The 25906-nt window shown below is 72.1% G+C and carries 22 protein-coding genes; 17 read left to right on the forward strand and 5 right to left on the reverse strand.

Going from position 1 to position 25906, the window contains the following annotated elements:
• From ACWEF6_RS25110 to ACWEF6_RS25125, 4 genes are all read left to right on the forward strand, one after another.
• Nucleotides 1–4530, forward strand: a 4530-nt coding sequence (locus ACWEF6_RS25110) for an acyltransferase domain-containing protein (protein WP_449685184.1), incomplete at its 5' end; no start/stop codon positions are given.
• On the forward strand, nt 4530–6107 hold the full coding sequence (locus ACWEF6_RS25115) for an acyl-CoA carboxylase subunit beta (protein WP_449685185.1): 1578 nt from the start codon (nt 4530–4532) through the stop codon (nt 6105–6107). The genes ACWEF6_RS25110 and ACWEF6_RS25115, both read left to right, overlap by 1 nt.
• 9 nt (nt 6108–6116) lie before the next feature.
• Complete coding sequence (locus tag ACWEF6_RS25120; RefSeq protein ID WP_449685186.1) at nt 6117–7088, forward strand: alpha/beta hydrolase; 972 nt, start codon at nt 6117–6119, stop codon at nt 7086–7088.
• Between the two features lie 19 nt (nt 7089–7107).
• Nucleotides 7108–8328 carry a lipase family protein gene (locus tag ACWEF6_RS25125; RefSeq protein ID WP_449685187.1) on the forward strand — a complete coding sequence of 407 codons (1221 nt, stop codon included), beginning with the start codon at nt 7108–7110 and terminating at the stop codon, nt 8326–8328.
• 52 nt (nt 8329–8380) lie between these two features.
• Here the strand turns inward: ACWEF6_RS25125 and ACWEF6_RS25130 are convergent, their stop codons facing one another.
• Both ACWEF6_RS25130 and ACWEF6_RS25135 read right to left on the reverse strand, forming a co-directional pair.
• Entirely contained in the window at nt 8381–9040 is a 660-nt protein-coding gene (locus tag ACWEF6_RS25130; RefSeq protein ID WP_449685188.1) for a cutinase family protein, read from the reverse strand.
• 178 nt (nt 9041–9218) lie between these two features.
• A complete protein-coding gene (locus tag ACWEF6_RS25135; RefSeq protein ID WP_310975455.1) occupies nt 9219–9896 on the reverse strand; it encodes a TetR/AcrR family transcriptional regulator in 678 nt (225 codons plus the stop codon).
• Nucleotides 9897–9975: 79 nt separating this feature from the next.
• Between ACWEF6_RS25135 and ACWEF6_RS25140 the strand changes: the two genes are divergently transcribed.
• The 8 genes from ACWEF6_RS25140 (at nt 9976) to fgd (ending at nt 17280) form a co-directional block, all read left to right on the forward strand.
• The gene (locus ACWEF6_RS25140; protein ID WP_449685189.1) at nt 9976–11190 is read left to right on the forward strand and encodes a PucR family transcriptional regulator; all 1215 of its coding nucleotides are present in this window, start codon (nt 9976–9978) and stop codon (nt 11188–11190) included.
• Between the two features lie 78 nt (nt 11191–11268).
• Nucleotides 11269–12036, forward strand: a complete 768-nt coding sequence (locus ACWEF6_RS25145; protein WP_449685190.1) for an SDR family oxidoreductase — start codon at nt 11269–11271, stop codon at nt 12034–12036.
• A complete protein-coding gene (locus tag ACWEF6_RS25150) occupies nt 12033–12902 on the forward strand; it encodes an SDR family oxidoreductase (RefSeq protein WP_449685191.1) in 870 nt (289 codons plus the stop codon). Before ACWEF6_RS25145 ends, ACWEF6_RS25150 begins: the two co-directional genes overlap by 4 nt.
• A complete protein-coding gene (locus ACWEF6_RS25155) occupies nt 12902–13642 on the forward strand; it encodes an enoyl-CoA hydratase family protein (RefSeq protein ID WP_449685192.1) in 741 nt (246 codons plus the stop codon). The genes ACWEF6_RS25150 and ACWEF6_RS25155 overlap by 1 nt, the downstream gene beginning before the upstream one ends.
• Complete coding sequence (locus tag ACWEF6_RS25160) at nt 13632–14495, forward strand: CoA transferase subunit A (protein WP_449685193.1); 864 nt, start codon at nt 13632–13634, stop codon at nt 14493–14495. The genes ACWEF6_RS25155 and ACWEF6_RS25160 overlap by 11 nt, the downstream gene beginning before the upstream one ends.
• Nucleotides 14492–15220: a CoA-transferase subunit beta gene (locus ACWEF6_RS25165; RefSeq protein ID WP_449685194.1), complete on the forward strand. Its 729-nt coding sequence runs from the start codon at nt 14492–14494 to the stop codon at nt 15218–15220. The genes ACWEF6_RS25160 and ACWEF6_RS25165 overlap by 4 nt, the downstream gene beginning before the upstream one ends.
• Nucleotides 15217–16272 carry an NAD(P)H-dependent flavin oxidoreductase gene (locus ACWEF6_RS25170; protein ID WP_449685195.1) on the forward strand — a complete coding sequence of 352 codons (1056 nt, stop codon included), beginning with the start codon at nt 15217–15219 and terminating at the stop codon, nt 16270–16272. The genes ACWEF6_RS25165 and ACWEF6_RS25170 overlap by 4 nt, the downstream gene beginning before the upstream one ends.
• 3 nt (nt 16273–16275) lie before the next feature.
• Nucleotides 16276–17280, forward strand: coding sequence for a glucose-6-phosphate dehydrogenase (coenzyme-F420) (gene fgd / locus ACWEF6_RS25175; protein WP_310975468.1), 1005 nt, complete (start codon nt 16276–16278; stop codon nt 17278–17280).
• Here the strand turns inward: fgd and ACWEF6_RS25180 are convergent, their stop codons facing one another.
• From ACWEF6_RS25180 to ACWEF6_RS25190, 3 genes are read right to left on the reverse strand one after another with little or no spacing between them, the layout of a single operon-like run.
• Nucleotides 17281–18432 (reverse strand): acetyl-CoA C-acetyltransferase, encoded by a 1152-nt coding sequence (locus ACWEF6_RS25180; RefSeq protein WP_449685196.1) that lies wholly within the window; start codon nt 18430–18432, stop codon nt 17281–17283.
• A gap of 8 nt (nt 18433–18440) precedes the next feature.
• The gene (locus tag ACWEF6_RS25185; RefSeq protein WP_449685197.1) at nt 18441–19202 is read right to left on the reverse strand and encodes an SDR family oxidoreductase; all 762 of its coding nucleotides are present in this window, start codon (nt 19200–19202) and stop codon (nt 18441–18443) included.
• Nucleotides 19199–20344 (reverse strand): acyl-CoA dehydrogenase family protein, encoded by a 1146-nt coding sequence (locus tag ACWEF6_RS25190; RefSeq protein ID WP_449685198.1) that lies wholly within the window; start codon nt 20342–20344, stop codon nt 19199–19201. Before ACWEF6_RS25190 ends, ACWEF6_RS25185 begins: the two co-directional genes overlap by 4 nt.
• A gap of 82 nt (nt 20345–20426) precedes the next feature.
• On the opposite strand from ACWEF6_RS25190, the gene ACWEF6_RS25195 reads away from it, so the two are divergent.
• The 5 genes from ACWEF6_RS25195 to ACWEF6_RS25215 are packed head-to-tail and all read left to right on the forward strand — an operon-like array spanning nt 20427 to nt 25882.
• Nucleotides 20427–21959: a FadD3 family acyl-CoA ligase gene (locus ACWEF6_RS25195; RefSeq protein ID WP_449685199.1), complete on the forward strand. Its 1533-nt coding sequence runs from the start codon at nt 20427–20429 to the stop codon at nt 21957–21959.
• Complete coding sequence (locus tag ACWEF6_RS25200) at nt 21956–22801, forward strand: enoyl-CoA hydratase (RefSeq protein WP_449685200.1); 846 nt, start codon at nt 21956–21958, stop codon at nt 22799–22801. Before ACWEF6_RS25195 ends, ACWEF6_RS25200 begins: the two co-directional genes overlap by 4 nt.
• Nucleotides 22801–23931, forward strand: a complete 1131-nt coding sequence (locus ACWEF6_RS25205) for an acyl-CoA dehydrogenase family protein (protein WP_449685201.1) — start codon at nt 22801–22803, stop codon at nt 23929–23931. Before ACWEF6_RS25200 ends, ACWEF6_RS25205 begins: the two co-directional genes overlap by 1 nt.
• Nucleotides 23928–24842, forward strand: coding sequence for an acyl-CoA dehydrogenase family protein (locus ACWEF6_RS25210; RefSeq protein ID WP_449685202.1), 915 nt, complete (start codon nt 23928–23930; stop codon nt 24840–24842). The genes ACWEF6_RS25205 and ACWEF6_RS25210 overlap by 4 nt, the downstream gene beginning before the upstream one ends.
• Complete coding sequence (locus ACWEF6_RS25215) at nt 24839–25882, forward strand: acyl-CoA dehydrogenase family protein (RefSeq protein ID WP_449685203.1); 1044 nt, start codon at nt 24839–24841, stop codon at nt 25880–25882. Before ACWEF6_RS25210 ends, ACWEF6_RS25215 begins: the two co-directional genes overlap by 4 nt.
• The last annotated feature ends 24 nt before the right edge of the window (nt 25883–25906 follow it).

Genomic DNA, 25906 nt, shown 5'->3' on the forward strand with positions numbered 1-25906 from the left:
CGCCCCAATGTGGCGTTCGGTGCGTCAGATGCACCCAATGTGGCGTTCGGTGCGTCTGACGCACCCAACGCCACATTGGGGCGTTTCGAGGCGGGTGCGAGCTCGGGTGACATTGGCGTGGTCTTCGTCTTCTCCGGCTATGGCTCGCAGTGGTCCGGGATGGGACGTCAGCTTCTTCGCGCCGAACCGGCGTTCCGGGGCGAGATCGAGGCACTCGACCCGGTTTTCCGCGCCGAAGCCGGGTTCTCGCTGTGCGAAGCGCTCGAGCACGACCTGCCCGACCTCGCCGCGACCCAGCTCGCCCTGTTCGGCGTGCAACTCGCCCTGGCCGCTCTCTGGCGGGCGCACCAGGTCGTGCCCGCCGCCGTGCTCGGGCACTCGATGGGTGAGGTGGCCGCGGCCGTCGTGGCCGGGGCGCTCGACGTTGCCGACGGCCTGAAGGTCATGGCCGCCCGGGCGCGGCTGCTCGCCGAACTCGACGAGCGCGGTGGCGGGGCGATGGCCGTCGTCGAACTCACGGCCGCCGAGCTCGCCGAATTCCCCGACATCACCATCGCCGTCTACGCCTCGCCCACCCAGTGCACGATCAGCGGGGCCGCCGACGACGTCGAAGCCGTGGTCGCGCACGCCGAAGGCCTCGGCCGGCTCGCCCGGCGGCTCCCGGTCGGGGGCGCCGGGCACTCCGCGGCCGTCGAGCCGGTGCTCGGCCCGTTCCGCGAAGCGGTGGCGGGGCTGACCCCCGCAACACCGAAAGTCCGGTGCTACAGCAGTGTTCACGACGAGCCGCCCGCCTTCGACGTCGAATACTGGGCGGCGAACCTGCGCCGCCCGGTGCGGTTCAGCCAGGCCGTCGCCGCGGCGGCCGCCGACGGGCACACCGTCTTCGTCGAAATCTCGCCGCACCCCGTGGCCCTGGCCGCGCTCGAGCAGTCCGGCGTCTTCGGCCTGCCCTCGGGGAGCCGACGGATCGACGAGCGGACGGCGTTCCTGACCAGCCTGGCCCGGCTGCACGTCCTCGGCCACCCCGGCGTGCTGGCCGCCCGGCCGCAGACGCCGCCGGTCGAGCTGCCCGGTCCGGTCTGGCGGCACGAGCGCTTCTGGCCGCGCCGGACCGTCCGCGCCGCCGGCGCCCACCCGCTGCTCGGCGTGCACATCGAGGACCCCGGCGGCGGGCACCTGTGGCGCGGCGACGTCGGCACGGCCGCGTTGCCGTGGCTGGCCGACCACACCGTCCGGGACGTCCCGGTGTTCCCGGCCACCGGTTTCCTCGAACTCGCGCTCGCCGCGGCCGGTCCGGGCGGCCGCGTCCAGGACCTCGAACTGCAGGAAGTCCTCCCGCTCGGCGACCACACCGAGGTGACCACGACGCTCCGCGGCAGCGAGCTGAGTGTCCACACGAGAACCGGACAGTGGACCCGGCACGCGACCGCGCAGATCGGCACCGGCGGCACGCCGTCGGCACCGTTCGGGGAAACCGCCGGGGAGCCGGTCGACGTCTACCGGGCGCTGGCCGAGCTGGGGCAGTCCTACGGCCCGGCGTTCCGCGGCCTGCGCAGGGTGACCGCCGCGCCCGGGCGCGCGTCGGCGTCGATCGCGCAGCCGGACACCGGTCATCCCGCGTACGTGCTGCACCCCGCGCTCGCCGACGCCTGCCTGCACGCGCTGGCCGCGGCCGTCGGCGAGGCGGACGCGCTCTACCTGCCGCTCAGCGTGGGGGAGGTGGTGGTCGCCGGCGACCCCGGCCGCGGCATGCGGGTGGACGCGGTGCTGAAAGAGTCGGGCGACGGCGTGCTCGGCAGCGTCCAGCTGGTCGACGCCGGCGACGTCGTCCTGGTCGAATTCCGCGACGTCTACTGCCGCCCCTACCGCGACGCGGCCATGGCCCGGCTGCTGTTCGAGGCGGCGTGGCAACCGACGCCGCTGCCCGCCGCCCCGGAATTGTCGGTGCCGGCCGGTAGAGTGGAAAACGGGGGGCGCCCCCGCGGGCAGCGCTGGATCGTGCTTTCGGACGACGATCGCGAGTTCGCGGGCGAAGACGTCCGGACCGCCCGCCTCGGCGATCGGGCCGAGCTCGCGAAACTGTTGCGTGACGGCGAGCCGGCCGCGGTGCTCGCCCTGCTCGGCGCCGCGGCGGAGCCCGATCCGGCGCGCGGGGCGCGGCTGGTCGAGACCTTGGCCGGGGTCGTCGCCGAGCTGGCCGAACTGCCCGTCACGCCCAGGTTGTGGCTGGTGAGTTCCGGAGCGCACGCCATCGAGCCCGGCGAGCGGGGCGATCCGGCGTTGGCCGCGCTGCGCGGGCTCGTGCGCGTGCTCGCCTTCGAGCACCCCGAACTGCGGGTGAGCCACGTCGACGGGCTGGACCGGCTGCGGGACGAGGTCCGCGCGGACGGGCCGGACGACGAAGTCGCCTGGCGCCACGGCGTCCGGTACACGCGGCGGCTGAGCCGTCCTGCCCTCGGCGACCCGGTGCGCGAGCCGGTCCGCGACGGCGCCTACATCATCACCGGCGGCCTCGGCGGCCTGGGCCTGGCCGCGGCGCGATGGCTGGCCGCGCGCGGCGCGACACGGCTGGTGCTGAACAGCAGGCACGCCGCCGATCCCGGGCTGGGCCTCGACGTCCGCGTGGTGCCCGGCGACATCGCCGCCCCGGGCACGGCCGAAAGCCTGGTCGCGGCGGCCGTCGAAGGAGGCGTGCCGCTTCGCGGGGTGCTGCACGCTGCCGGTGTCCTGGCCGACGGCGCCGCGATCAGCCTCGACGGCGACGCGCTCGACGCGGTCTGGCGGCCGAAGGCGCTGGGCGCGTGGCGGCTGCACGAGGCGACGGCGGGGCACGACCTCGACTGGTGGCTGGTGTACTCCTCGGCGGCGGCATTGTTCGGATCACCGGGCCAGGCCGCGTACGCGACGGCGAACGCGTGGGCCGATGCGCTCGTCGGCTGGCGCCGCGCCCAGGGGCTCCCGGCGGCGACGATCGGCTGGGGCGCGTGGGGCGAGGTCGGTGCGGCGGCCGGGTCGGCCAACCCGGTGCTGGAGCCGCTCGGCACCGAGGAAGCGCTGTCGGCCCTGGAATTCGTGCTGGCGCGGGACCGGGCGGCGACCGGGGTGGCCCGGGTGGACTCGGGAACGGTGCTGGAGCTGTTCCCGCGGCTGGGGGAGCGGCCGTTCTTCGCGCTCTTCTCGCCGGGGGCCTCAACGTCCACTTGGGACGGTCTGGACGCACTGCGCTCGGCCACCCCGGAGGCGGCCCGCGAGGCGATCGCCGCGCACTTGGCGGGGTTGATCGCGGACCTGCTGGGGTTGGCGGAGGTCGACCGGACGGTACCGCTCACGCGGCTGGGGCTGGATTCGCTCTCGGCGATGCGGGCTCGCGGCGCGGTGGAGCGGGACTTCGGGGTGCCGTTGCCGATTCCGCTGTTGCTGCGGGGAGCCAGCTTGGCGGAGCTTGCCGCGCATCTGGCCGAGGAAGCGGGCTTCGGGGCGGCTGCGCCGGCTGCCGCGCCGGTCGTCACCGGGCCGCGGGATCCCGCCGAGCGGTGGGTGGCCCGGCACTGGCGAGCCGTCCTCGGCGGTCCCGAACCGGGCGTCCACGACCGCTTCGGCGGCGACCCCGCCCAGGCCCGGCAGCTCAGGGCCGCCTTCGCCGAACACCTCACCGACGTCCCCGGCGAAGACCGGCTCTTCGCCACGCCCACCATCGCCGCGATGGCCGATCTCCTGCGCGCCGAGCTCGAAGGCCACGGCGGCGGCCCGGTGCGGCTCCTCCGGGACGGCGTCGGCGACGAGCCCGTCTTCCTCTTCCACCCCGCCGGCGGCACCGCGAGCGTCTACCGCGAACTCGCCCGGCTACTCCCCGAAGGCCGGCCCGTCTACGCTTTCGAACGCCTCGACGACGAGCAGACCGTCGAAGGCAAAGCCGCCCGGTACGCCGAACTGATCCGGGACATCCAGCCCCACGGCCCCTACCGGCTGGGCGGCTGGTCGTTCGGCGGCTGCCTCGCCTACGAGACCGCGCGTCGGCTGAACGGCGCCGAACTCGTCTTCCTCATCGACACCGTCCTGCCGCTGCCCGCCACCGGCGCCCCGGCCGACCAGCTCCTGGACCGCTTCGACCGGTTCGCCGACCACATTTCCCGGACCTACGGCGTCCCGTTCGAGGTGCCCCGCGAGGAACTGGCGGAGCTCGACGAAGACGCCCAGATCCACCGGGTCATGGCCAAGCTCACCGAGCAGGTGCCGGAAATGGGCGCCGGCGTCCTCAAGCACCAATACGAGTCCTATGTGGACGCCCGGGTGGCCGAGCGGTACACGCCGCAAAGCTACGACGGGCGTGTGGTCCTGCTGCGCGCGCAGGAACCGCACCCGCTCACCACCGCACTGGACCCGCGGTACCTGCGCGCCGACGACGCCCTCGGGTGGGACGAGCACTGCCGTGACCTCGAAGTCGTCCGGGTTCCCGGTGATCACGTGTCCATGATCGATCCACCGCACGTGGCGGTGCTGGCCGAACGGCTCGGGGCGGTGGTGCGGTGATGGACGAGCTCACCCCGACCACCGCGTTCCGGATCGCCGATCTCGCCGCCCGGCAGGACGAAGCCGTCCGGATCGCCGAAAAGAAGGCCGTCGACCGGCAGCACGCCAAGGGGAAGCTGACCGCGCGCGAGCGGATCGCGCTGCTGCTGGACCCCGGGTCCTTCGTGGAGGCCGACCAGTTCGCGCGGCACCGGTGCGGCGAGTTCGGGATGGACACGAACCGGCCGTGGGGCGACGGCGTCGTCACCGGGCACGGCACCGTCGACGGGCGGCAGATCTGCGTGTTCTCCCAGGACTTCAGCGTCTTCGGCGGCAGCCTCGGCGAGGTCTCCGGCGAGAAGGTGCTCAAGCTGATGGACCTGGCCATGACGATCGGCTGCCCGGTCGTCGGGATCAACGACTCCGGCGGCGCGCGGATCCAGGAAGGCGTCGTCTCGCTGGCCTACTACGCCGAACTCGGGCGCCGCACCGCGCACGCCTCCGGGGTCATCCCGCAGATCTCGATGATCATGGGCCCGTGCGCCGGCGGTGCCGTCTACGCGCCGGCGATGACCGACTTCACCGTGATGGTCGACGACACCTCGCACATGTTCGTCACCGGCCCGGACGTCGTGCAGGCCGTCACCGGGGAGCACGTCACCGCGCAGGAACTCGGCGGGGCGGCCGTGCAGAGCGAGGTCGCCGGCAACGCCCACCACCGGGCGGTCGACGAACAGGACGCCGTCGACTGGGTGCAGACGCTGCTCGGGTACCTGCCCGCGAACAACCTCGACCCCGCGCCCGCGTACGCCGACGACACCAGCGCCGGCCTCACCGCCGCCGACCTCGCGCTCGACCGGCTGGTGCCCGACTCGCCGCACCAGACCTACGACATGACCGAGCTGATCGCCGCGCTGGTCGACGACGGCGAGTTCACCGAGGTGCACAGCGGCTTCGCGGCCAACATGCTCTGCGGGTTCGGGCGGGTGCAGGGCCACACCGTCGGGGTCGTCGCCAACCAGCCGCGGCACCAGGCCGGCGTGCTCGACATCGACGCGTCGGAGAAGGCCGCCCGGTTCGTGCGCTTCTGCGACGCGTTTTCGATCCCGCTGCTCACCCTGGCCGACGTCCCCGGCTACCTGCCGGGCACCGGCCAGGAACGCGGCGGGATCATCCGCCGCGGTGCCAAGCTGATCTACGCCTACTCCGAAGCGACCGTGCCGAAGGTGACCGTCGTGGTCCGCAAGGCCTACGGCGGCGGCTACGCGGTGATGGGCTCCAAGCACCTCGGCGCCGACGTCGTGCTGGCCTGGCCCACCGCGGAGATCGCGGTGATGGGCGCCGAAGGCGCGGTGCGGGTGCTCTACCGGCGCGAGCTGGCCGGGCTGCCGCCGGAGGAGCGGGAGCCGGCCCGCCGCCGGCTCACCGACGAGTACCGCAAGCGCCACGGCGGCCCGTACCTGGCGGCCGAACGCGGGTACGTCGACCAGGTCGTCACGCCGTCGCAGACCCGCCTCCAGGTGGCGCGGGCCCTGCGGATGCTGCGCACCAAACGCCAGAGCCTGCCGGCCCGGAAACACGGAAACATCCCCCTTTGAGGAGCCTCTATGAAGCGGATCGCCTTGCTGGCGCTGTCCGTCGTCCTCCTGCTCGCCGGTGCCGTGGCACCCGCACAGGCGAGCCCGGCCGTGGCCGACGACGGCGCGAAGGTCGTCCAGGAGACCTGGGTGGACGCCCGGACGGTCGACCTGCAGATCAGCTCGCCCGCCCTGGGCACCACCGGGATGGTGCGGCTGATCGTGCCGTCCGGGTGGGCGGCGCAGCCGACGCGGACCTGGCCCGTGCTGTTCCTGCTGCACGGCTGCTGCGAGCCGGTCGACTACCGCTCGTGGGACCAGTTCACCGACGTCAAGGCGTTCACCGCGACCAAGGACGCGCTGGTCGTGATGCCGACCGACGGGGCGGCCGGGATGTACACGAAGTGGTGGAACTTCGGTCTCCGGAACACCCCTGACTGGGACACCTTCCACACCGCCGAAGTGCGCCAGATCGTCGAGCGCGGCTACCGCGGCGGCACGCGCCGGGCGGTGGCCGGGCTGTCGATCGGCGGGTACGGCGCGATGGCGTACGCCTTCAAGCACCCGGGGATGTTCGGCGCGGCCGCGTCCTACAGCGGGGTGCCGAACACGCTGTACCCGGGGCTGCCGGTCTGGATCATCGGCATCCTGGCGCGCGGCGGGTTCTTCAACTACCTCGACCTCTGGGGCGACGCGTTCGGCCTGAAGACGATCTGGACGGCCAACAACCCGTACGACCACATCGACCAGCTGCGCGGCACCGCGCTCTACGTCTCCTGCGGCAACGGGCAGACCGGGCCGCTCGACCCGCCGAACCAGGCGGACTTCCTGGAGTCGACGGCGGAGATGTCGTCCCGCAGCTTCACCGACCGCCTGCGGACCGCCGGCATCCCGGTGACCGTCGACTACTACGGGGCCGGCACCCACAGCTGGCCGTACTGGCAGCGGGCCCTGCACCAGTCCTGGCCGGTGCTGGCCGGCGCGCTGGGTCTCCCGGCCTGAGCGCAGTCCCCTTTCCCCGATGGAGGTTGTGGTGAAGCCTGCCCGATGTCGCGCTGTGCTTTCGGCGCTCCTGACCTGCTGCCTGGTGGCGCTGGGTGTCGCGGTGGCGAGTGCGCCCGCCGGGGCGGCGCCGCTGCTGCCCGGGCCGTTCGACGACTCCTTCTACACCCCGCCGTCCCCGCTGCCGGCCGGGAAACCCGGTGACGTCATCCGCTGGCGGCCCACCGTGCCGCTGCTGAACGCGCTGAACGCGGACGCCTGGCAGGTGATGTACCTGTCGACCAACGCGCTCGGGAACCGGAACGCGGTGACCGGGACCATCCTCGTGCCGAAGGGCGTGGACCCGGCGAAGGCGCCGATCGTCGGTTACGCGGTCGGCACGCAGGGCCCGGCGTTCAAGTGCACGGCGTCCAAGGCGATGGAACGCGGCACGCTGTACGACCAGCCCGCCATCAACGACTCGCTGTCCAGCGGCTACGCGGTCGCGGTGACCGACTACGAGGGCTACTCGCCGACGACCGTGCCGACCTACATCACCGGGCAGTCCATGGGCCCCGCCGTGATCGACTCGGTGCGGGCGGCGCAGGACCTCCCGTCCGCCCGGCTTTCGAAGAGCGCCAAGGTGATCTTCCAGGGCTATTCGCAGGGCGGCGGTGGATCGATGTGGGCCGGGGAGAAGCAGCCCGCGTACGCGCCGGAGCTGAACGTCGTCGGCGTCGTCGCGGGCGGGGTGCCGGCGGACCTGACCGAAGTCGCGAAGGGCCTCGACGGGTACCTCGGCTTCGGGTTCCTGGCCTTCGCCGCGGTCGGGCTCGACGCCGCGTACCCGGATCTGCGGCTCGATTCCTTCCTCAACGACACCGGCCGGCAGCAATTGGGTGACGCCAAGAAGAACGCGTGCGTCGCGGAACTGCTGCTGAACTATCCGTTCAAGAAGATCAGCGACTACACGACGTCGAACCCGCTGGACACCCCGGTGTGGCAGGCGCGGCTGGCGCAGAACAAGCTGGGCGCCCACCCGCCGCGGGTGCCGGTGTTCCAGTACCACGCGAGCATCGACGAAATCGTCAACACCCCGCAGGCGGAAACGCTGCACCGGGCGTACTGCGCGGCCGGGGTGCGCGAGCAGTGGACCACCTACCTGGCCGACCACGCCAGCGGCATCCTCGCCGGCAACGCCGACGCGCACCAGTGGATCGTGAAGCGGTTCAACGGGGATCCGGCTCCGGCGAACTGCTGAGGGAATCCGGGTGGCCACCTCGGGGGGATCCGAGGCGGCCACCCGCGTTCCGTCAGACCTTGCCCGCGGCGAAGGCGGCCGCGTCGTTGGCGTCGCCGCCGTAGCTCAGGTGGGCCAGGATGTTGAAGCCGCCCGCCTGGCAGATCGGGTCGCCCAGGGCGCAGTAGTCCTTGGTGCGGCTCTGGTAGGTGCCGGTGACCGAGCGGCCGATCGCGCGGATCGGGTTGCCGAACAACAGGATCGCCGCGATCCGGGGCGCCAGGTCCGCCGGGATGGTCGCGGCGATCGGGCCGCCGACGACCGCGCCGGCGCTGCTGATGCCGATCGAGTTGTCGACGACGTTGGCGCCCTGGGAGTAGCCGACGAGGACGAACCGCTGCGACGGGCAGGCCGCGGCCTGCGTCCGCACGTGGTCGACCAGGTCGGTGTTGCCCTTCTGCACCGAGGCCGGCTGGCCGAGGTCGGCCGGGTAGTCGACGCGGTAGCTGCTCACCGACCGCGGGCGCAACCGGTTCTGCACGGCCGAGAACACCGGGTCGCCGACGATGAGGCCCAGCGTGCCGGGTTCGCCGGTGCCGCGGGCCACCGGGACGTCGATGTCGGTGCACGGCGCCGCCGAAGCGGCGGGCGCGGCGGCCACGGTGAGCCCGGCGACGGCGAATCCGACGGCGGCCGCGGCGGAAAACAGGCGTTTCTTGGGGACGCGAATCATGGCTGATCACACCTCGTTGTGGGAAAAGGGGTCGGCAAGCGCTTTCCGTGGGGGACGGAAATGCGTGCGTCGCTTGCGGTGATTCGCAGCGTCGCAGTGGTTGCCGGACCCGGCAAGAGGTGGTTCCCCGGAACGCCGGGAATTGTTCAGCCGGTGACAAACGGTCCGATGTGGACGCTCAGGTGGCGCACTGCCCGGCCGGGCGCGGGGTGTCGAGGCGGTCCAGCAGCGCCGGATCCAGCCCGCGCAGCGCGGCCATGACGAACCCGGTGGCCAGTTCCCCGGCGGCGATCGGGTCGAGGCCGGGGGAGTGGGACACGTGCATCGCGGCCCGCCCGACCAGGCCGACCATCATCTCGCCGAGCAGGTCCGCGCCGGGGCCGGCCGGGCGCCCGTGCGTGCGCAGGTGGTCGCGCACCTGCCCGATCACGTGGGTGGCGATGGAGTCGGCCAGCGCGCGGCGCTCGTTCGACATCTCGTCGACGGCCGAGTCGAACAGCAGCCGGAAGCTTTCCGGGTGGGCGCCGGCGTAGCCGAACATGGCCATCACCGAGAGCCGGACGCGCTCTTCGAGGGGGCGCGCGTTCGCCGTTTCGTACGCGCTGATCACCCAGGCGCGCAACGCGGCGACCTCCCGGCGGACCGTGGTGCGGAAAAGGGCGGCCTTGTCGCCGAAATGCGCGTAGAGGGTGGGCTTGGTGGAATCGGCGCGGTCGGCGATCAGGCCCATCGTGGCCTGGGCGTAGCCCCGCTCGGCGAACACGGCGCGGGCGGCGTCGAGCAGCTCGTCGTCGGTGGGCCGGGCGGCCGGGCTGCGGCGAGCGCTGGATCGATCAGGAGGACTCTGCCGGCTCATGGAGGTGTACTGTACGGACTCCTTGCTTTACTGTCCGGTAAAGCAAGGTCCGTCGCCGCCTTCCGGTGGAGGAACCCTGGTGCCCCGCGACAGTGCTCGGCAACCCGTCCCGGCTCCCCGCGATGCCGTCGAAGAAGTTGTCCGGCGGAAAGAGCTGGCCGCCCTGATGCGTCCGGCGCTCCCGGCACTCGTGGACGGGATCGTCCGGGAGATCCTGCGGGCGGTCCCCGTCTACGCCCGGACGGGGGACGGCTCCTACGGGCGCAGGACCCGGCACGGCGTCGAGTGCGCCGTCGAGCTCTTCGTGGACCTGGTCGAGGATCCGCTGGCCTCCCGCGACCGGTTGTTCGAGACGTGCCGCCGGCTCGGCGCGGGGGAGGCGCGCGAGGGACGCACCCTCGACGACCTGCAGGCGGCCTACCGCGTCGGCACCCGGGTCGGCTGGCGCTGGATCATGCGGCTGGGCCGGCGGCACCGGCTGTCCTCCGCGGTGATGGCGCAGCTGGCCGAGATGCTCTTCGGCTACGCCGACGAGCTCGCCCGGATGTCGAGCCGGGGGCACCGCGAGGCGTGGGCGGAGATCGAGGGCACGCGGTCGGGCCTGCGCCGGCGGCTGCTGCGCCTGCTGACCGGGCCGGGCACCATCCCGGACGCCGTCCTCGCCGAACTCGCGGACGCGGCGGGCTGGCCGGTGCCCCGCGAGGTGGCGGCGGTCGCCGCCGAAACGACCGTGAGCACCACGTGGGGCTCCGACGTCCTCGCCGACCTCGATCCCCCGCAGCCCTACCTGCTGCTCCCCGCCCCGGTGGACGCGCGGGCCCTGACCCGGCTCGGCACGCGCGTCGCGGTCGGGCCGCCGACCGACCTCGGCGCGGCGGCGCATTCGCTGCGCTGGGCGCGGACGGCGTTGCGGCTGGTGGCGGACGGATCGCTTCCGGACACGCCGGTGACGTGGTGCACCGACCACCTGACGGACCTGTGGCTGCTGTCGGACTCGCCGCTGGCCGAGCAGGTCGCCCGGCAGGAGCTGGCCCCGCTCGGGCAGTTCCCGGAGCGGACGCGCCGCCGGCTGGGCGAGACCCTGCTGTCCTGGCTGCAGAACGGCGGCAACTCCGAGAAGATCGCGGTCGACCTCTCGGTGCACCCGCAGACGGTCCGCTACCGCGTGCGCCAGCTGAAGCAGGCCTTCGGTGCTCGCCTCGACGATCCCGACGCCCGGTTCGCCATGCAGGCCGCGCTGCGTGCCTCCGGGCTGCGGATCGCCCGGAACGAGTTCTCCCCGCCCGAGGAGTAGGAGGCTTCCCGGCTCGCCTCCCGACCTTGTCCCCAGCGAGAACATGTTCTAGTTTTGGGGACGGAAGGTGGTGTGCCGGTGAAGACGGAGCTGGGCCTGGCCGGGACGGTGGTCCTGGTCACCGGAGGCGTCCGCGGCGTCGGCCGGGGCATCGCCGACGTGTTCCTCGCGCACGGTGCCCGGGTCGTGGTGTGCGCGCGGCGGGAGGCGCCGACCCCGGCGGAGTTCGTCGCGTGCGATGTCCGCGACGAGGCGCAGGTCGCCTCGCTGGTCGAGGGGATCATCGAGCGGCACGGACGCCTGGACGTGGTGGTCAACAACGCGGGTGGGGCGCCGTATGTGTCGGCCGCGGAGGCGTCGCCGCGCCTGCACGAGAAGGTCGTCCAGCTGAACCTGCTGGCTCCGCTGCTGGTCGCACAGCACGCCAACGCCGTGATGCAGCGGCAGGAAACCGGCGGTTCGATCGTGATGATCTCCAGCGTCAGCGGCAGCCGTCCCTCGCCGGGAACCGCGGCTTACGGCGCCGCGAAGGCCGGGCTGGACAACCTGACGGCGAGCCTGGCGGTGGAGTGGGCGCCGAAAGTCCGGGTCAATGCGCTCGACGTCGGGATGGTGCGGACCGAGCAGGCGCACCTGCACTACGGGAGTGAGGCGGCGGTCGAGGCGGTGGGGAAGACGGTGCCGCTGGGCCGGCTGGCCGAGCCCGAAGAGGTGGGGCACTGCGCCGCGTTCCTGGCTTCCGGGCTGGCTTCCTACGTTTCCGGCGCGACGCTGCGCGTGCACGGCGGAGGTGAGGTCCCGGCGTTCCTCGCCGCGGCCGACGTCAACCATCGGGAGGATTCGTGAGCGGGTTGTGCCAGGGCCGGGTGGTCGTGGTGACCGGTGCCGGGCGGGGCATCGGGCGGGCGCACGCCTTGGCGTTCGCGGCCGAAGGGGCGTCGGTGGTGGTGAACGACGTGGACGCCGACGCGGCCGCGGAAGTCGTCGAGGCCATCGGTGAGCGGGCGGTGGCGAACACTTCCGACGTGGCCGATTGGGCCGGGGCGCGCGAACTGATCGGCACGGCCGTCGAGCACTTCGGGCGCCTGGACGTACTGGTGAACAACGCGGGCTTCCTCCGGGACCGGATGCTGGTCAACCTCGCCGAGGACGAGTGGGACGCGGTGATCCGAGTGCACCTCAAGGGCCATTTCGCGCCGTTGCGGCACGCGGCGGAGCATTGGCGCGCCGAAGCCAAAGCGGGCCGGACGCCGAGTGCCCGGGTGATCAACACGAGTTCCGGTGCCGGGCTGCTCGGCAGCGTCGGGCAGGGGAACTACTCGGCCGCGAAGGCCGGGATCGCCGGGCTGACCGTGGTGGCCGCCGCGGAGCTGGCGCGGTACGGCATCGCCGTGAACGCGATCGCGCCGGCCGCCCGCACCCGGATGACCGAAGGCGTCTTCGCGTCGATGGCCCGGCCGGACGAAGGTTTCGACGCGATGGCGCCGGAGAACGTCTCGCCCCTGGTCGTGTGGCTGGGCAGCGAGGAGTCCGGGCACGTCACCGGGCGGGTGTTCGAGGTCGAGGGCGGCAAGGTTTCGCTGGCCCAGGCGTGGCGGCACGGCCCGGTCGTGGACAAGGGGAAGCGGTGGGACCCGGCCGAGCTGGGCCCGGTGGTGAAGGACCTGCTCGAGCAGGCGCCCGAGCCCGAACCCGTCTACGGAGCGAGCTGATGGGCATCCTCACGAAACGCGACGGGCACATCGAGGTCGTCACCGTCGATTTCCCGCCGGTGAACGCGCTGCCGGTCCAAGGCTGGTTCGACCTCGCCGACGCGATCACCCAGGCCGGCCGCGACCCGGACGTGCACGTCGTGATCCTGCGCGCGGAAGGCCGCGGGTTCAACGCGGGCGTGGACATCAAGGAGATCCAGCGCAGCGAAGGCTATGACGCCCTGGTCGGCGCGAACCGCGGCTGCTATGCGGCTTTCGGTGCCGTCTACGACTGCGAAGTTCCGGTGGTCGCCGCGGTGCACGGGTTCTGTCTCGGCGGCGGGATCGGCTTGGTCGGCAACGCCGACGTGATCGTGGCTTCGGAAGAGGCGACGTTCGGGGTGCCGGAGGTCGAACGGGGTGCACTCGGGGCGGCCACGCACCTCGCCCGGCTGGTGCCGCAGCATTTGATGCGCACGCTGTACTTCACGGCCCGCAAGATCACCGCCGCCGAACTGCACGCGCACGGGTCGGTCTACCAGGTGGTGCCGCGGGCGGATCTCGACGAGACGGCCCTGGAAGTCGCGCGGGACATCGCGAAGAAGGATCCGCGGGTGATCCGGGCGGCGAAAGAGGCGTTGAACGGGATCGACACCCAGCAGGTGCACCGCAGCTACCGCTTCGAGCAGGGGTTCACCTTCGAACTCAACCTGCTCGGCGCGTCCGATGAGGCTCGCGAGGAGTTCTTGAATGGCCGATAAGCGCATGACCGTCGACGAGGTGGCGGGCGAGCTGAAGGACGGCATGACCATCGGGATCGGCGGCTGGGGTTCCCGGCGCAAGCCGATGGCCCTGGTCCGCGCCATCCTCCGCACGCCGGTGAAGGACCTGACCGTCGTCTCCTACGGCGGCCCGGACGTCGGCCTGCTGTGTGCGGCGGGCAAGGTCAAGCGAGTCGTGTTCGGGTTCGTCACGCTGGATTCGATCCCGTACGACCCGTGGTTCGGCCGCGCTCGCGAGACCGGGGCGATCGAGGTGACCGAGTACGACGAGGGCATGTTCGGCACGGCCCTGTCGGCGGCGATGCAGCGGCTGCCGTTCCTGCCCACCCGGGCGGGACTCGGGTCCGAAGTCATGCGTGCCAACCCGCGGCTGCGCACCGTGCGTTCGCCCTACGACGACGGCGAAGAGCTGGTCGCGGTCCCCGCGCAGCACCTCGACGTGGCGCTGGTCCACCTCAACCGGGCCGACGCCCGCGGCAACGCCCAGTACCTCGGCCCCGACCCGTACTTCGACCAGTTGTTCGCCTTGGCGGCCGAACGGTGCTTCGTGTCGGTGGAAAAGGTGGTGGAGACGGCCGAGCTGACCTCCGGCGGGCCGGTGCAGTCACTGCTGCTCAACCGCGGTGCGGTGGCCGGGGTGGTGGAGTCCCCGCGCGGGGCGCACTTCACCACGGCGGTGCCGGACTACGGGCGCGACGAGCGGTTCCAGCGGCACTACGCGGCCTGCGCCAAGGATCTCGACACGTGGCCGGGGTTCGTGGACCGGTTCCTCTCCGGGGACGAGACGCGGTACCTGTCCGAAGTGGACAAGTTCGAGGCGGAGGCGGCATGAGCGCGACCCGGGCCGAGATCGTCGTGGTGGCCATGGCCGAGGTCTTCCGCGGCGACGGCGAAATCCTGGCCAGCCCGATGGGCCTGGTCCCGCAGCTGGGCGCCAAACTCGCCCGGCTGACCTTCGAGCCGGACCTGCTGCTGTCCGACGGCGAAGCCCACCTGGTCACCGCCGACGGCGTCGTCGAGGGCTGGCAGCCGTTCCGCACGATGCTGGACACGATCGTCCCGCACGGCCGCCGGCACGTCGTGATGGGCGCCAACCAGATCGACCGGTACGGCAACCAGAACATCTCCGCCATCGGCGACCACGCCCGCCCGAAGAAGCAGCTCCTGGGCGTGCGGGGCGCGCCGGGCAACACGATCAACCACCGCACCAGCTACTGGGTACCCCGGCACAGCACCCGGGTGTTCGTCGAGAGCGTGGACGTCGTGTCGGGGGTCGGGTACGACAACGCGGCCAAAGCCGGTGCGTCGGCGCAGAAGTACCACGACGTGCACCGGGTGGTGAGCAACCTCGGGGTGTTCGGCTTCGGCGGCCCGGACCACGCGCTGAGGGCGGTGTCGCTGCACCGCGGCGTCACCCGGGAAGAAGTGTCGGCGGCGACCGCGTTCGCGATCGACTTCTCCGGCGCCGGAACCAGCCGCGAGCCGACCGATGAGGAACTGCGGCTGATCCGCGAAATCGACCCGAAGAACCTGCGGGACAAGGAAGTTCCGGCGTGAAGACCGCGCTCACCCGGCTGGTCGGGGTCGAGCACCCCGTCGTGCAGACCGGGATGGGCTGGGTCGCCGGCCCCCGGCTGGTGTCGGCGACGGCCGAAGCGGGCGCGCTGGGCATCCTCGCCTCCGCCACGATGACCTTCGCCGAGCTGGAAGCGGCGATCGCCGAGGTCAAGAAGCGCACGGAGAAGCCGTTCGGCGTGAACCTCCGCGCCGACGCGGCCGACGCCGGAGCCCGCGTCGACCTGCTGATCCGCGAGGGCGTGAAGGTCGCTTCGTTCGCGCTCGCGCCGCGGAAGGAGATGATCGCGAAACTGCGGGACCACGGGATCGTCGTGATCCCGTCGGTCGGGGCCGCCCGGCACGCCGAAAAGGTCGCCGCCTGGGGCGCGGACGCCGTCATCGTCCAAGGCGGCGAAGGCGGCGGGCACACCGGGGGCGTCGCCACCACGCTGCTCCTCCCGAGCGTGCTGGACACCGTCGGCATCCCGGTCGTCGCGGCCGGCGGGTTCTTCGACGGCCGCGGGCTCGCCGCCGCACTGGCCTACGGCGCGGCCGGGGTCGCGATGGGCACCCGGTTCCTGCTGAGCAAGGAAAGCACCGTCCCCGACGAGGTCAAGCGCCTTTACCTCGAGCAGGGTCTCACCGGGACGGTCGTCACCAAGCGGGTCGACGGCCTCCCGCACCGCGTCCTGCGCACCGAGCTGGTCGACAAGCTCGAACGCACCGGCCGGATCCGCGGCCTCGCCCAAGCCGCCCGCAACGCCCTGCGCTTCCGGAATATCACCGGACTGTCCCCGGTTGCGATGCTGCGAGAGGGCTTCGCGATGAAGCACGGCAACGATCTGACCTGGAGTCAGCTGGTCATGGCGGCCAACACCCCGATGCTGCTGCGGGCGGGACTGGTCGACGGCCGGACGGACGCCGGAGTGCTAGCGTCGGGACAGGTGGTGGGCATGATCCACGACCTGCCCACGGTGGCGCAGATCGTCGAGGGCGCAGTGGCCGAGGCGGGTGAAATCCTGCGGCGGCTCGGCCGGGAAACGGGAGGATGAGCGGTGGCTTTGAAGGTCGGGTACAAGGCGTCTGCGGAGCAGTTCGGGCCGCGGGACCTGGTCGAGTACGCGGTGCGCGCCGAAGAGGTGGGCCTGGACTCGGTGTGGGTGTCCGATCACTTCCTGCCGTGGCGGCACGAGGGCGGCCACGCGCCGTTCGCGCTGGCCTGGATGCCGGCGGTCGCCGAGCGGACGAAGCGGGTGCAGATCGGCACGAGCGTGCTGACCCCGACGTTCCGGTACAACCCGGCGGTGATCGCGCAGGCGTTCGCGACGATGTCGCTGCTGTCCAACGGCCGCATGATCCTCGGTGTCGGCACCGGCGAGGCGCTGAACGAGATCGCCGTCTCCGGGCGGGAGTGGCCGGAGTTCAAGGAGCGCTTCGCCCGGCTGCGGGAGTCGATCAAGCTGATCCGCGAGCTGTGGACCAGCGACAACGTGAACTTCGAAGGTGACTACTACCAGCTGGTGAACGCGAAGATCTACGACCGGCCGGAGCAGCCGGTGCCGATCTACGTCGCCGCGGGCGGCCCGGTGGTCGCGAAGTACGCGGGCCGGTCGGGGGACGGCTTCATCTGCACGTCGGGCAAGGGCATGGACCTCTACACCGAGAAGCTGATGCCCGCTGTCAAGGAGGGCGCGGAGGCGGCCGAAAAGACCGTCGAGGACGTCGACCGGACGATCGAGATCAAGATGTCCTACGACCGCGACCACGAGAAGGCCCTGGAGAACACCCGGTTCTGGGCGCCGCTGTCGCTGACGGCGGAGCAGAAGCACACGGTGTCCTCGGCCGAGGAGATGGAACGGCTGGCCGACGAGCTGCCGATCGAGCAGGTCGCCAAGCGCTGGATCGTGGCGTCCGACCCGGACGAGGCGGTGGCCCAGATCAAGCCGTACCTCGACGCCGGGCTCAACCACCTCGTCTTCCACGGCCCGGGTCATGACCAGGAGCGCTTCCTGACCCAGTTCTCCGAGGACGTCCTGCCGAAGCTGCGCGCCCTCGGCTGATCAGAGCCGCTCGATGATGGTGACGTTGGCGGTGCCGCCGCCTTCGCACATCGTCTGCAGCCCGTAACGACCCCCGCGGCGCTCCAGCTCGTGCAAGAGCGTGGCGAGGAGCTTGGTGCCGGTGGCCCCGATCGGGTGGCCGAGGGCGATCCCGCCCCCGTTCACGTTGACCCGGCCGGGGTCCGCGCCGGTTTCGTCCAGCCACGCCAGGACGACGCTGGCGAACGCCTCGTTGACCTCGAACAGGTCGATGTCGTCGACCGTGAGCCCCGCGTTCCGCAGCGCGTGAGCTGTTGCCGGGATCGGCCCGGTCAGCATCCAGACCGGGTCCGCCGCGCGCACCGACAGGTGGTGGATCCGGGCCCGCGGCCGCAGGCCGTGCTCGTCGACGAACGACGCGGACGCCAGCAGCGCCGCGCTCGCGCCGTCGGAGATCTGACTGGCCACCGCCGCTGTCAGCCGCGAACCCTCGCTCAGCGGCTTCAGCCCGCGCATCCGGTCCAGGGACGTGTCCCGGCGCGGGCCTTCGTCGTGCCGGAAGTCCTCGACCGGGACGATCTCGGCGTCGAACCGGCCCTCGTCGATGGCGGCGACGGCCCGCTGGTGACTGCGCAGCGCGTACTCCTCCATGTCCGCGCGGCCGATGTCCCAGTGCTCGGCGATCATTTCGGCGCTGCGGAACTGCGAGATCTCGGCGCTGCCGTAGCGCTCCTGCCAGCCCTTCGAGCCGGAGAACGGGTCTTCGAAGCCGTACTCACGGCCGGCCAGCATCGCCGCGCTGATCGGGATACGGCTCATGTTCTGCACGCCCCCGGCCAATACCAGGTCCTGCGTGCCCGACATGACGGCTTGGGCGGCGAAGTGGACGGCCTGCTGGCTGGACCCGCACTGCCGGTCGACGGTCACGCCGGGCACGTGGTCGCCGAACCCGGCCGCGAGCCAGGCGGTGCGGGCGATGTTGCCGGACTGGGGGCCGAGGGTGTCGGTGCAGCCGAGGATGACGTCTTCGACCAGGTCCGGGTCGACGCCGGCACGCTCGACGACGGCCTTGATGACGTGCGCGCCGAGGTCGGCCGAGTGCCACCCGGACAGTGCGCCGCCGCGCCGGCCGACCGGGGTGCGGACGGCGTCGAGCAGGAAGGCTTCGGGCACGGGAGCTCCTAGGGGTGCTGGCTGCTGACGGAGACGACTTCGCCGGTGAGATAACTCGCGTAGTCGCTGGCGAGGAAGACCATGACGTTGGCGACTTCCCAGGGTTCGGCGGCGCGGCCGAACGCCTCCTTCTTGGTGAGGTCATCGAGGAGCTCGTCGCTGGTGACCTTGGCGAGGAAGGGGTGCATGGCGAGGCTGGGGGCGACGGCGTTGATCCGGACACCGTGCTCGGCGGCGTCGAGGGCCGAGCAGCGGGTCAGGGCCATGACCCCGGCCTTGGCGGCGGCGTAGTGGGCCTGCCCGGCCTGGGCACGCCAGCCGATCACGGAGGCGTTGTTGACGATCGCTCCGCCACCGCCTTGCGCGACGAACTGCTTCAGAGCCGCTCGGGTGCAGCGGAACGTGCCGGTGAGGGTGATGTCGAGAACCTTCGACCACTCCTCGTCGGTCATGTCCAGCACCGACTTCGTGCCGCCGAGCCCGGCGTTGTTGACCATGACGTCGAGGCGGCCGAAGTGCTCGACGGCGCCGTCGATCAGGGCCCGGACCTGGTCTTCCTGGGTGACGTCGCAGGGGATGGCGTGGACGTCGCCGAGTTCGGCGGCTTTCTCCTTCAGCCGCCGTTCGTGCCAGTCGCTGATGACCACGCTCGCGCCTTCTTCGAGGCAGCGCTTCGCGACCGCCGACCCGATCCCGGTGCCTGCCGCGGCGGTGACCACGACGACCTTTCCGGCGAGGAGGTCGTGGCCGGGTGGGTACTGGGGGATCACGGGCGGGCCTCTCGGGGTAGGCCGAGCACGCGCTCGGCGATGATGGTGCGCTCGATCTCGTCCGACCCGCCGTAGATGGTGTCGGCGCGGGTGAACAGGAACAGCCGCTGCCACTCGTCGAGTTCGGGGCCGTCCGAGGTGAGGGATCGGGCGCCGCGGGCCCGCATGGCGAGTTCGCCCAGCCCGCGGTGCCATTGGGCCCAGAGCAGCTTCCCGACGGCGACCTCCGGTCCGGCCGCCTGTCCGAGCGTCCGCAGAGCATGGGCGCGCAGGACGCGCAGGCCGATGCGGGCGCGGGTGAGGTCGGCGCGCAGCAGCGGGTCGTCGTAGGTGCCGAGGCGTTTCGCTTCGGCGGTGATGTCGTCGAGTTCGCGGCGGAACCCGATCTGCTGCCCCAGCGTGGAGACCCCGCGTTCGAAGCCCAGGGTCGCCATCGCGATCTTCCAGCCCTCACCCGGCTCGCCGACGACGTGGTCGGCGGGGGTGCGGGCGTCGTCGAAGAAGACCTCGTTGAACTCCGAAGTGCCGGTGAGCTGCTGGATCGGCCGGATGGTGACGCCGTCCTGGCGCAGCGGCACCAGGAGGTAGGACAGGCCGTGGTGGCGCCGGGAGCCGGGTTCGGTGCGGGCGACCACGAAGCACCAGCCGGCCACGTGCGCCAGTGACGTCCAGATCTTCTGGCCGTTGATCACCCACTCGCCGTCCCGCAGCACCGCGGATGTCGAAACGGCGGCGAGGTCCGAGCCGGCACCGGGTTCGGAGTAACCCTGGCACCAGAGTTCTTCGACGGCGACTATCCCGGGCAGGAACCGTTGCTGCTGCTCCGGGGTGCCGAACGCGATCAGGGTCGGGCCGAGGAGCTGCTCGCCGATGTGGTTGACCCGCGCGGGCGCACCGGAAGCGGCGTACTCCTCGTGGAACGCGACCTGGTCCGCCAGGGACAGACCGCGGCCGCCGTGTTCGACCGGCCAGCCCACGCACGTCCAGCCCGCGGCGGCGAGGTGGCGTTCCCAGGCCAGGCGCAGGTCGAACTCCTCGTGCTCGCGCCCCGGCCCGCCGAGGCCGCGCAGCCGGGCGAACTCGCCGGTCAGGTTGGCGGCGAGCCAGTCCGCGACCTCGCTGCGGAATCGCGACGGTTCCACGCACGCCTCCTTGCTGCCGGGCCGGTCCGGCACCTAGGGTAATGAGAACACGTTCTACTTTGTCGGTCCAGAGGAGGCTGTGGTGGGACAGACCACGATCCCGGCCGTCGTCCGCGATGCCGCCGCGAAGTTCGGGTCCGCGGAGGCGTTGGTCGACGGCTCGGTGCGGCTCGGCTACGACCAGCTTCTGGAACGTGTTCGAACCGTCGCGCGGGCGTTCGCCGCCTGCGGCGTCCAGGCGGGCGACCGGGTCGCGATCGCCCTCCCCAACACCCACCACTGGGTCACCGCGGCCCTCGGTGCCCTCTACGCGGGCGCGGTGCTGATCCCGGTCAACACCCGCTTCACCGCCACCGAGACCGTGGACCTGCTCGTCCGCGGCCGGGCCAAGGCGCTCGTCGTCGCCGCCGACTTCCTCGGCACCGACCGCCACGCCGCGATCCGGGACACCGGCGCCGCACTGCCGGACCTCGCCACGGTCGTCCGGGTGCCGCTGCAGGAGCCGCACCGGCCGGTCGAAGGCACGCTGGGCTGGGCCGAGTTCCTGGCCCGGGCCGAGCAGGTGCCGCCCGCCGACGCCGAGGCGCGGGCGGACGCCGTCGGCCCGGACGACGTCAGCGACATCCTCTTCACCTCCGGCACCAGCGGCCGCGCCAAGGGCGTGCTCTCGGCGCACCGCCAGACGGTCGAGGTCGCCGCGGCGTGGGCGGACTGCGGCCAGGTCACCGCGGACGACCGGTACCTGGTGATCAACCCGTTCTTCCACAGCTTCGGTTACAAGGCCGGGATCATGGTGGGCCTGCTGACCGGTGCCACGATCGTCCCGCAGGCGGTGTTCGACGTCCGCGAGGCGCTCAAGGTGATCGAACGGGAGCGGATCTCCGTGCTGCCGGGCGCGCCGACGGTCTTCCAGTCCCTGCTGCACGAGCCGCGTAAGGGCGACCTGTCGTCGCTGCGGCTCGCGGTCACCGGGGCGGCCAGCGTGCCGGCGTCGCTGGTCCGCCGGATGTGGTCCGAGCTCGGGTTCGAGACCGTGCTCACCGCCTACGGCCTCACCGAAGCCGTGATGGTGACGATGTGCCGCCCGGGCGACTCCGCGGAGGTCATCGCGAGCACGTCGGGCCGGGCGACCGCGGGCTTCGAAGTGGCGATCCACGGTTCGCCGGGCGAGATCGTCCTGCGCGGGCCGAACGTGATGCTCGGCTACCTCGACGACCCCGAGGCGACGGCCGGGGCGATCGACGAGGACGGCTGGCTGCACACCGGCGACGTCGGCGAACTCGACGCCGGCGGCAACCTCACCATCACCGGCCGGCTCAAGGACATGTACATCTGCGGCGGCTTCAACGTCTACCCGGCCGAGGTCGAGAGCGCGCTGACCGAGCTGGCCGGCGTCCGCGACGTCGCCGTGGTCGGCGTCCCGGACGAGCGGATGGGCGAGGTCGGCAAGGCGTTCGTCGTCGGATCCGGGCTGACCGAGGAGGCGGTCCTCGCCTTCTGCCGCGAACGGCTCGCCAACTACAAGAACCCGAAGTTCGTCGAGTTTCTCGGCGAACTGCCCCGCAACGCTTCCGGCAAGGTGCTGAAGCGGCTGCTGACCGAGGAGACGGCATGAGTGAAACGGTGGTCCGGTCCGAGCGGCGGGGGCCGGTCGCGGTCGTGACGATGAACCGGCCGGAGTACCGCAACGCCCAGAACTCGGCGATGACGTACGCGCTCGACGACGCGTTCCGGGACGCGGTGAACGATCCCGAGGTGAAGGTGATCGTCCTGGCGGGCGAAGGGAAGCACTTTTCGGCGGGGCACGACATCGGCAGTCCCGGCCGGGATGCGGACCAGCCGTTCGACCGGCGGGCGGTGCTGTGGTGGGACCACACCGACCGTGCCGGCGGTGATCAGCGGTTCGCGCGTGAGTCCGAGGTGTATCTGGGGATGTGCCGCCGGTGGCGGGAAATCCCGAAGCCGATGATCGCCAGTGTGCAGGGCGCGTGCATCGCCGGTGGACTGATGCTGGCGTGGGTGTGCGACCTGATTGTGGCCTCGGACGACGCGTTCTTCGCCGATCCCGTGGTGCGCATGGGGATTCCGGGCGTGGAGTACTTCGCGCACCCGTGGGTTCTCGGGCCCCGCGCGGCGAAGGAAGTGCTGTTCACCGGCGAGCGGTTCACGGTGCAGCAGGCGAAGGAATGGGGGATGGTCACCCGGATCGTGCCGCGTGCGGAACTGGAAGAGCGCACTCAGGAGCTCGCCGAGAAGATCGCGGGGATGCCGTCGTTCGGGCTGGCGTTGGCGAAGAAGGCGGTCAACCAGGCCGAGGACCTGATGGGGTTGCGGTCCGGAATGGACTCGGTGTTCGGGTTGCACCACTTCGCGCACGCCCACAACGCGGAGACTTCCGAGGATTCGCTCGGCGGGCAGTCGGCGCGGTCGATGCGTGATGCGAACAAGGGGACCTGATGGACCTCGACATCGACGAGGCCTCGGAAGCCTTCCGCAGCGAGGCCCGGGAGTGGCTGGCTTCCCACGTTCGCTCCTTGCCGTCGATGGACACCGCGGACGGTTTCGCGGCCCATCGGGAGTGGGAGGCCGAGCTGGCCGAGGCGCGGTGGTCGGTCGTGTCGTGGCCGCGGGAGTACCACGGCCGGGACGCCTCGATGCTGCAGTGGCTGTTGTTCGAGGAGGAGTACTACGCCTCGGGCGCGCCGGGTCGGGTGTCGCAGAACGGCATCTTCATGCTCGGGCCGACGTTGTTCGCCCACGGCACGCAGGAGCAGCGCGACCGCATCCTGCCCGCGATGGCCACCGGCGAGCAGGTGTGGGCCCAGGCCTGGTCCGAGCCGGAGGCGGGCAGCGACATCGCCGCGTTGCGAAGCACGGCGGTGCGGACCGAGGGCGGCTGGTTGCTGTCGGGGCAGAAGACGTGGAGTTCCCGCGCGAGCTTCGCCGATCGGGCGTTCGGGCTGTTCCGCACCGATCCGGAAGGGCAGCGGCATCACGGGTTGACGTACTTCATGGTCGATCTGCGGGCCGAGGGGGTCACCGTGCGGCCGATTCCGCAGCTGGACGGTGAGCCGGGCTTCGCGGAGATCTTCCTCGACGACGTGTTCGTGCCGGACGCGGACGTGATCGGGGAGGTGGGGCAGGGCTGGCGGGTGGCGATGACCACCGCGAACAACGAACGCGGGTTGTCGCTGCGCAGCCCGGGCCGGTTCCTCGCCGCGGCCGACCGGCTGGTGGACCTCTGGCGGTCGAGCGGCGAGCCTCTGTCCACCCGGGACAGGGTGGCCGACGCCTGGATCGGCGCCCGGGCTTATCAGCTCTACACGTTCGGGACGGTGAGCAGGCTGGCCGACGGGGGAGAGCTGGGGCCGGAGTCGAGTGTGAACAAGCTGTTCTGGTCCCACTTGGACGTCGAACTGCACGAAACCGCGCTCGACGTCTTGGGGCCGGAAGCCGAGACCGCCGAGACGTGGGTGAACGGCTACCTGTTCTCCCTGGCCGGCCCGATCTACGGCGGCACCGACCAGATCCAGCGCAACACCATCGCCGAACGGCTGCTGAAACTCCCGAGGGAGGCCCGCCGATGAGGTTCCAGCTCTCGCCGGAGCAGCGCCAGTTCGCCGCGACGCTGCACGAGCTGCTCGGCGGGGCGGACACCGCGGCCGCCGCCCGGGCCTGGGCCGCGGGGGACCACGACCGCGGCTTCAAGCTCTGGCGCGCGCTCGCCGACGTCGGCGTCTTCGCGCTGCTGGTCGACGAGGACCACGGCGGCCTCGGCGCCGGCCCGGTCGACCTGGTGGTCGCCTGCGAAGCGCTCGGCTACCACGCCGTCCCGGGCCCGGTCGTCGAGTCGGCCGCGGTCGCCCCGGCGCTGCTGACCGGGCACCGGCTCACCTCCCTCGCCGAAGGCGACCTCGTCGCCACCGTCGTCGCGCCGCCGGAGATCCCCCTGGCCCTCGACGCCGACATCGCGGGCATCGTCCTCGACCTCACCGGTGCCGAGCTCACCCGAGCCGGCGACCTCGTGCGCTCGATCGATCCGGCCCGGCGGCTGTTCCGGGTCCCGGCCGAGCCGGCGACCGGGGGTGCCGCGTTCGACCGCGGAGTCCTGGCCGTGGCCGCGCAGCTCCTGGGGGCGGGGCAGTGGCTCCTCGACACGTCGGTGGCGTACGCGAAGCAGCGCAGGCAGTACGGCCGGGCGATCGGCGAGTACCAGGCGATCAAGCACCTGCTCGCCGACGTCGCCACCCGGCTCGAACTGGCCCGGCCGCTGCTGCACGGCGCCGCCGTCGCGAAGGAGACGTCCGCCCGGGACGTCTCGGCGGCGAAGGTCATGGCCGGCGACGCCGCCCACCTCGCCGCCCGGACCGCCCTGCAGGTGCACGGCGCCATCGGCTACACGGCCGAGCACGACCTCGGCCTCCGGCTGACCAAGGTCCGGGCTCTGGTGGGGGCGTGGGGGACCGGGGCGTTCCACCGCGCGCGGGTCCTGCGATGACCGATCCGCTGGAAACCGAGGAAGCCCGCGCGCTGCGCGACGCCGTCCGGGCGCTGCTGACGCGCCGGTCGGGGCCGGAGGCGGTGCGGGCCGCGATGGCGTCGCCGCTGGGGTACGACGACAAGCTGTGGTCGACGCTCTGCGAGCAAATCGGTGTCGCCGCCCTGACGATCCCGGAGCAGTACGGCGGCGCGGGTGCCGGCCTGGCCGAGGCGTGCGTCGTGCTCGCGGAACTCGGCCGGACGCTGACGCCCGCCCCGATGCTGGGTTCGGCGGTGCTGGCGGCGCAGGCGCTGCTGCGGACCGGCAACGACGAGGCCTGCGAGCGGCTGCTGCCGGGCATCGCCGCGGGCACCACCCTGGCGGCGGTGGCGTGGTCCGATGGGGACGGAGGGTGGACGCCGGCCCTGCGCGCGTCGGACACGGGGCTCGACGGCCGCGCCCACTACGTCCTGGACGGCGATCTCGCCGACGTCCTGCTCGCCGTGGCCCGCACGGACGACGGCGCCGGCCTGTTCGAAGTGCCGCTCGCAGAAGTCCGCCGCACGCGCGTGACGAGCCTGGACCCGGGCCGGCGGCTCGCGGTGGTCGAGTGCGCTTCGACACCGGCTCGCCGTCTCGACGCCGGCGGGTTCGCCGGCCAGCTGCCGCAGCTGCGTGACACGGCGACGGTGGCCGTCGCCGCGGAGCAGGTCGGAGCGGCCGCGCAAGCGTTGGAGCTGACGGTCGAGTACACGAAGCAACGCCGTCAGTTCGGTCGCCCGATCGGGTCGTTCCAGGCGCTGAAGCACCGGATGGCCGACGTCCACGTCCACGTCGAAGCGGCCCGCTCGGCGCTGTACGCGGCCCTGGTGGACGGCGACGCCGAAGCGGTCGAGACCGCGAAGGTCGTGTGCGGCGAGGCGTTCGCCCACGCGGCGGCGGAGATGATCCAGCTCCACGGCGGTATCGCGATCACCTGGGAGCACGACGCCCACCTGTACTTCAAGCGCGCCCACGGGACGGCGCTGCTCTTCGGCGGCTCGGGGTTGCGCCGGTGACCCAGGCAGCCGCGCCCACGGACG

It is taken from the genome of Amycolatopsis sp. NPDC004772, assembly GCF_053601215.1.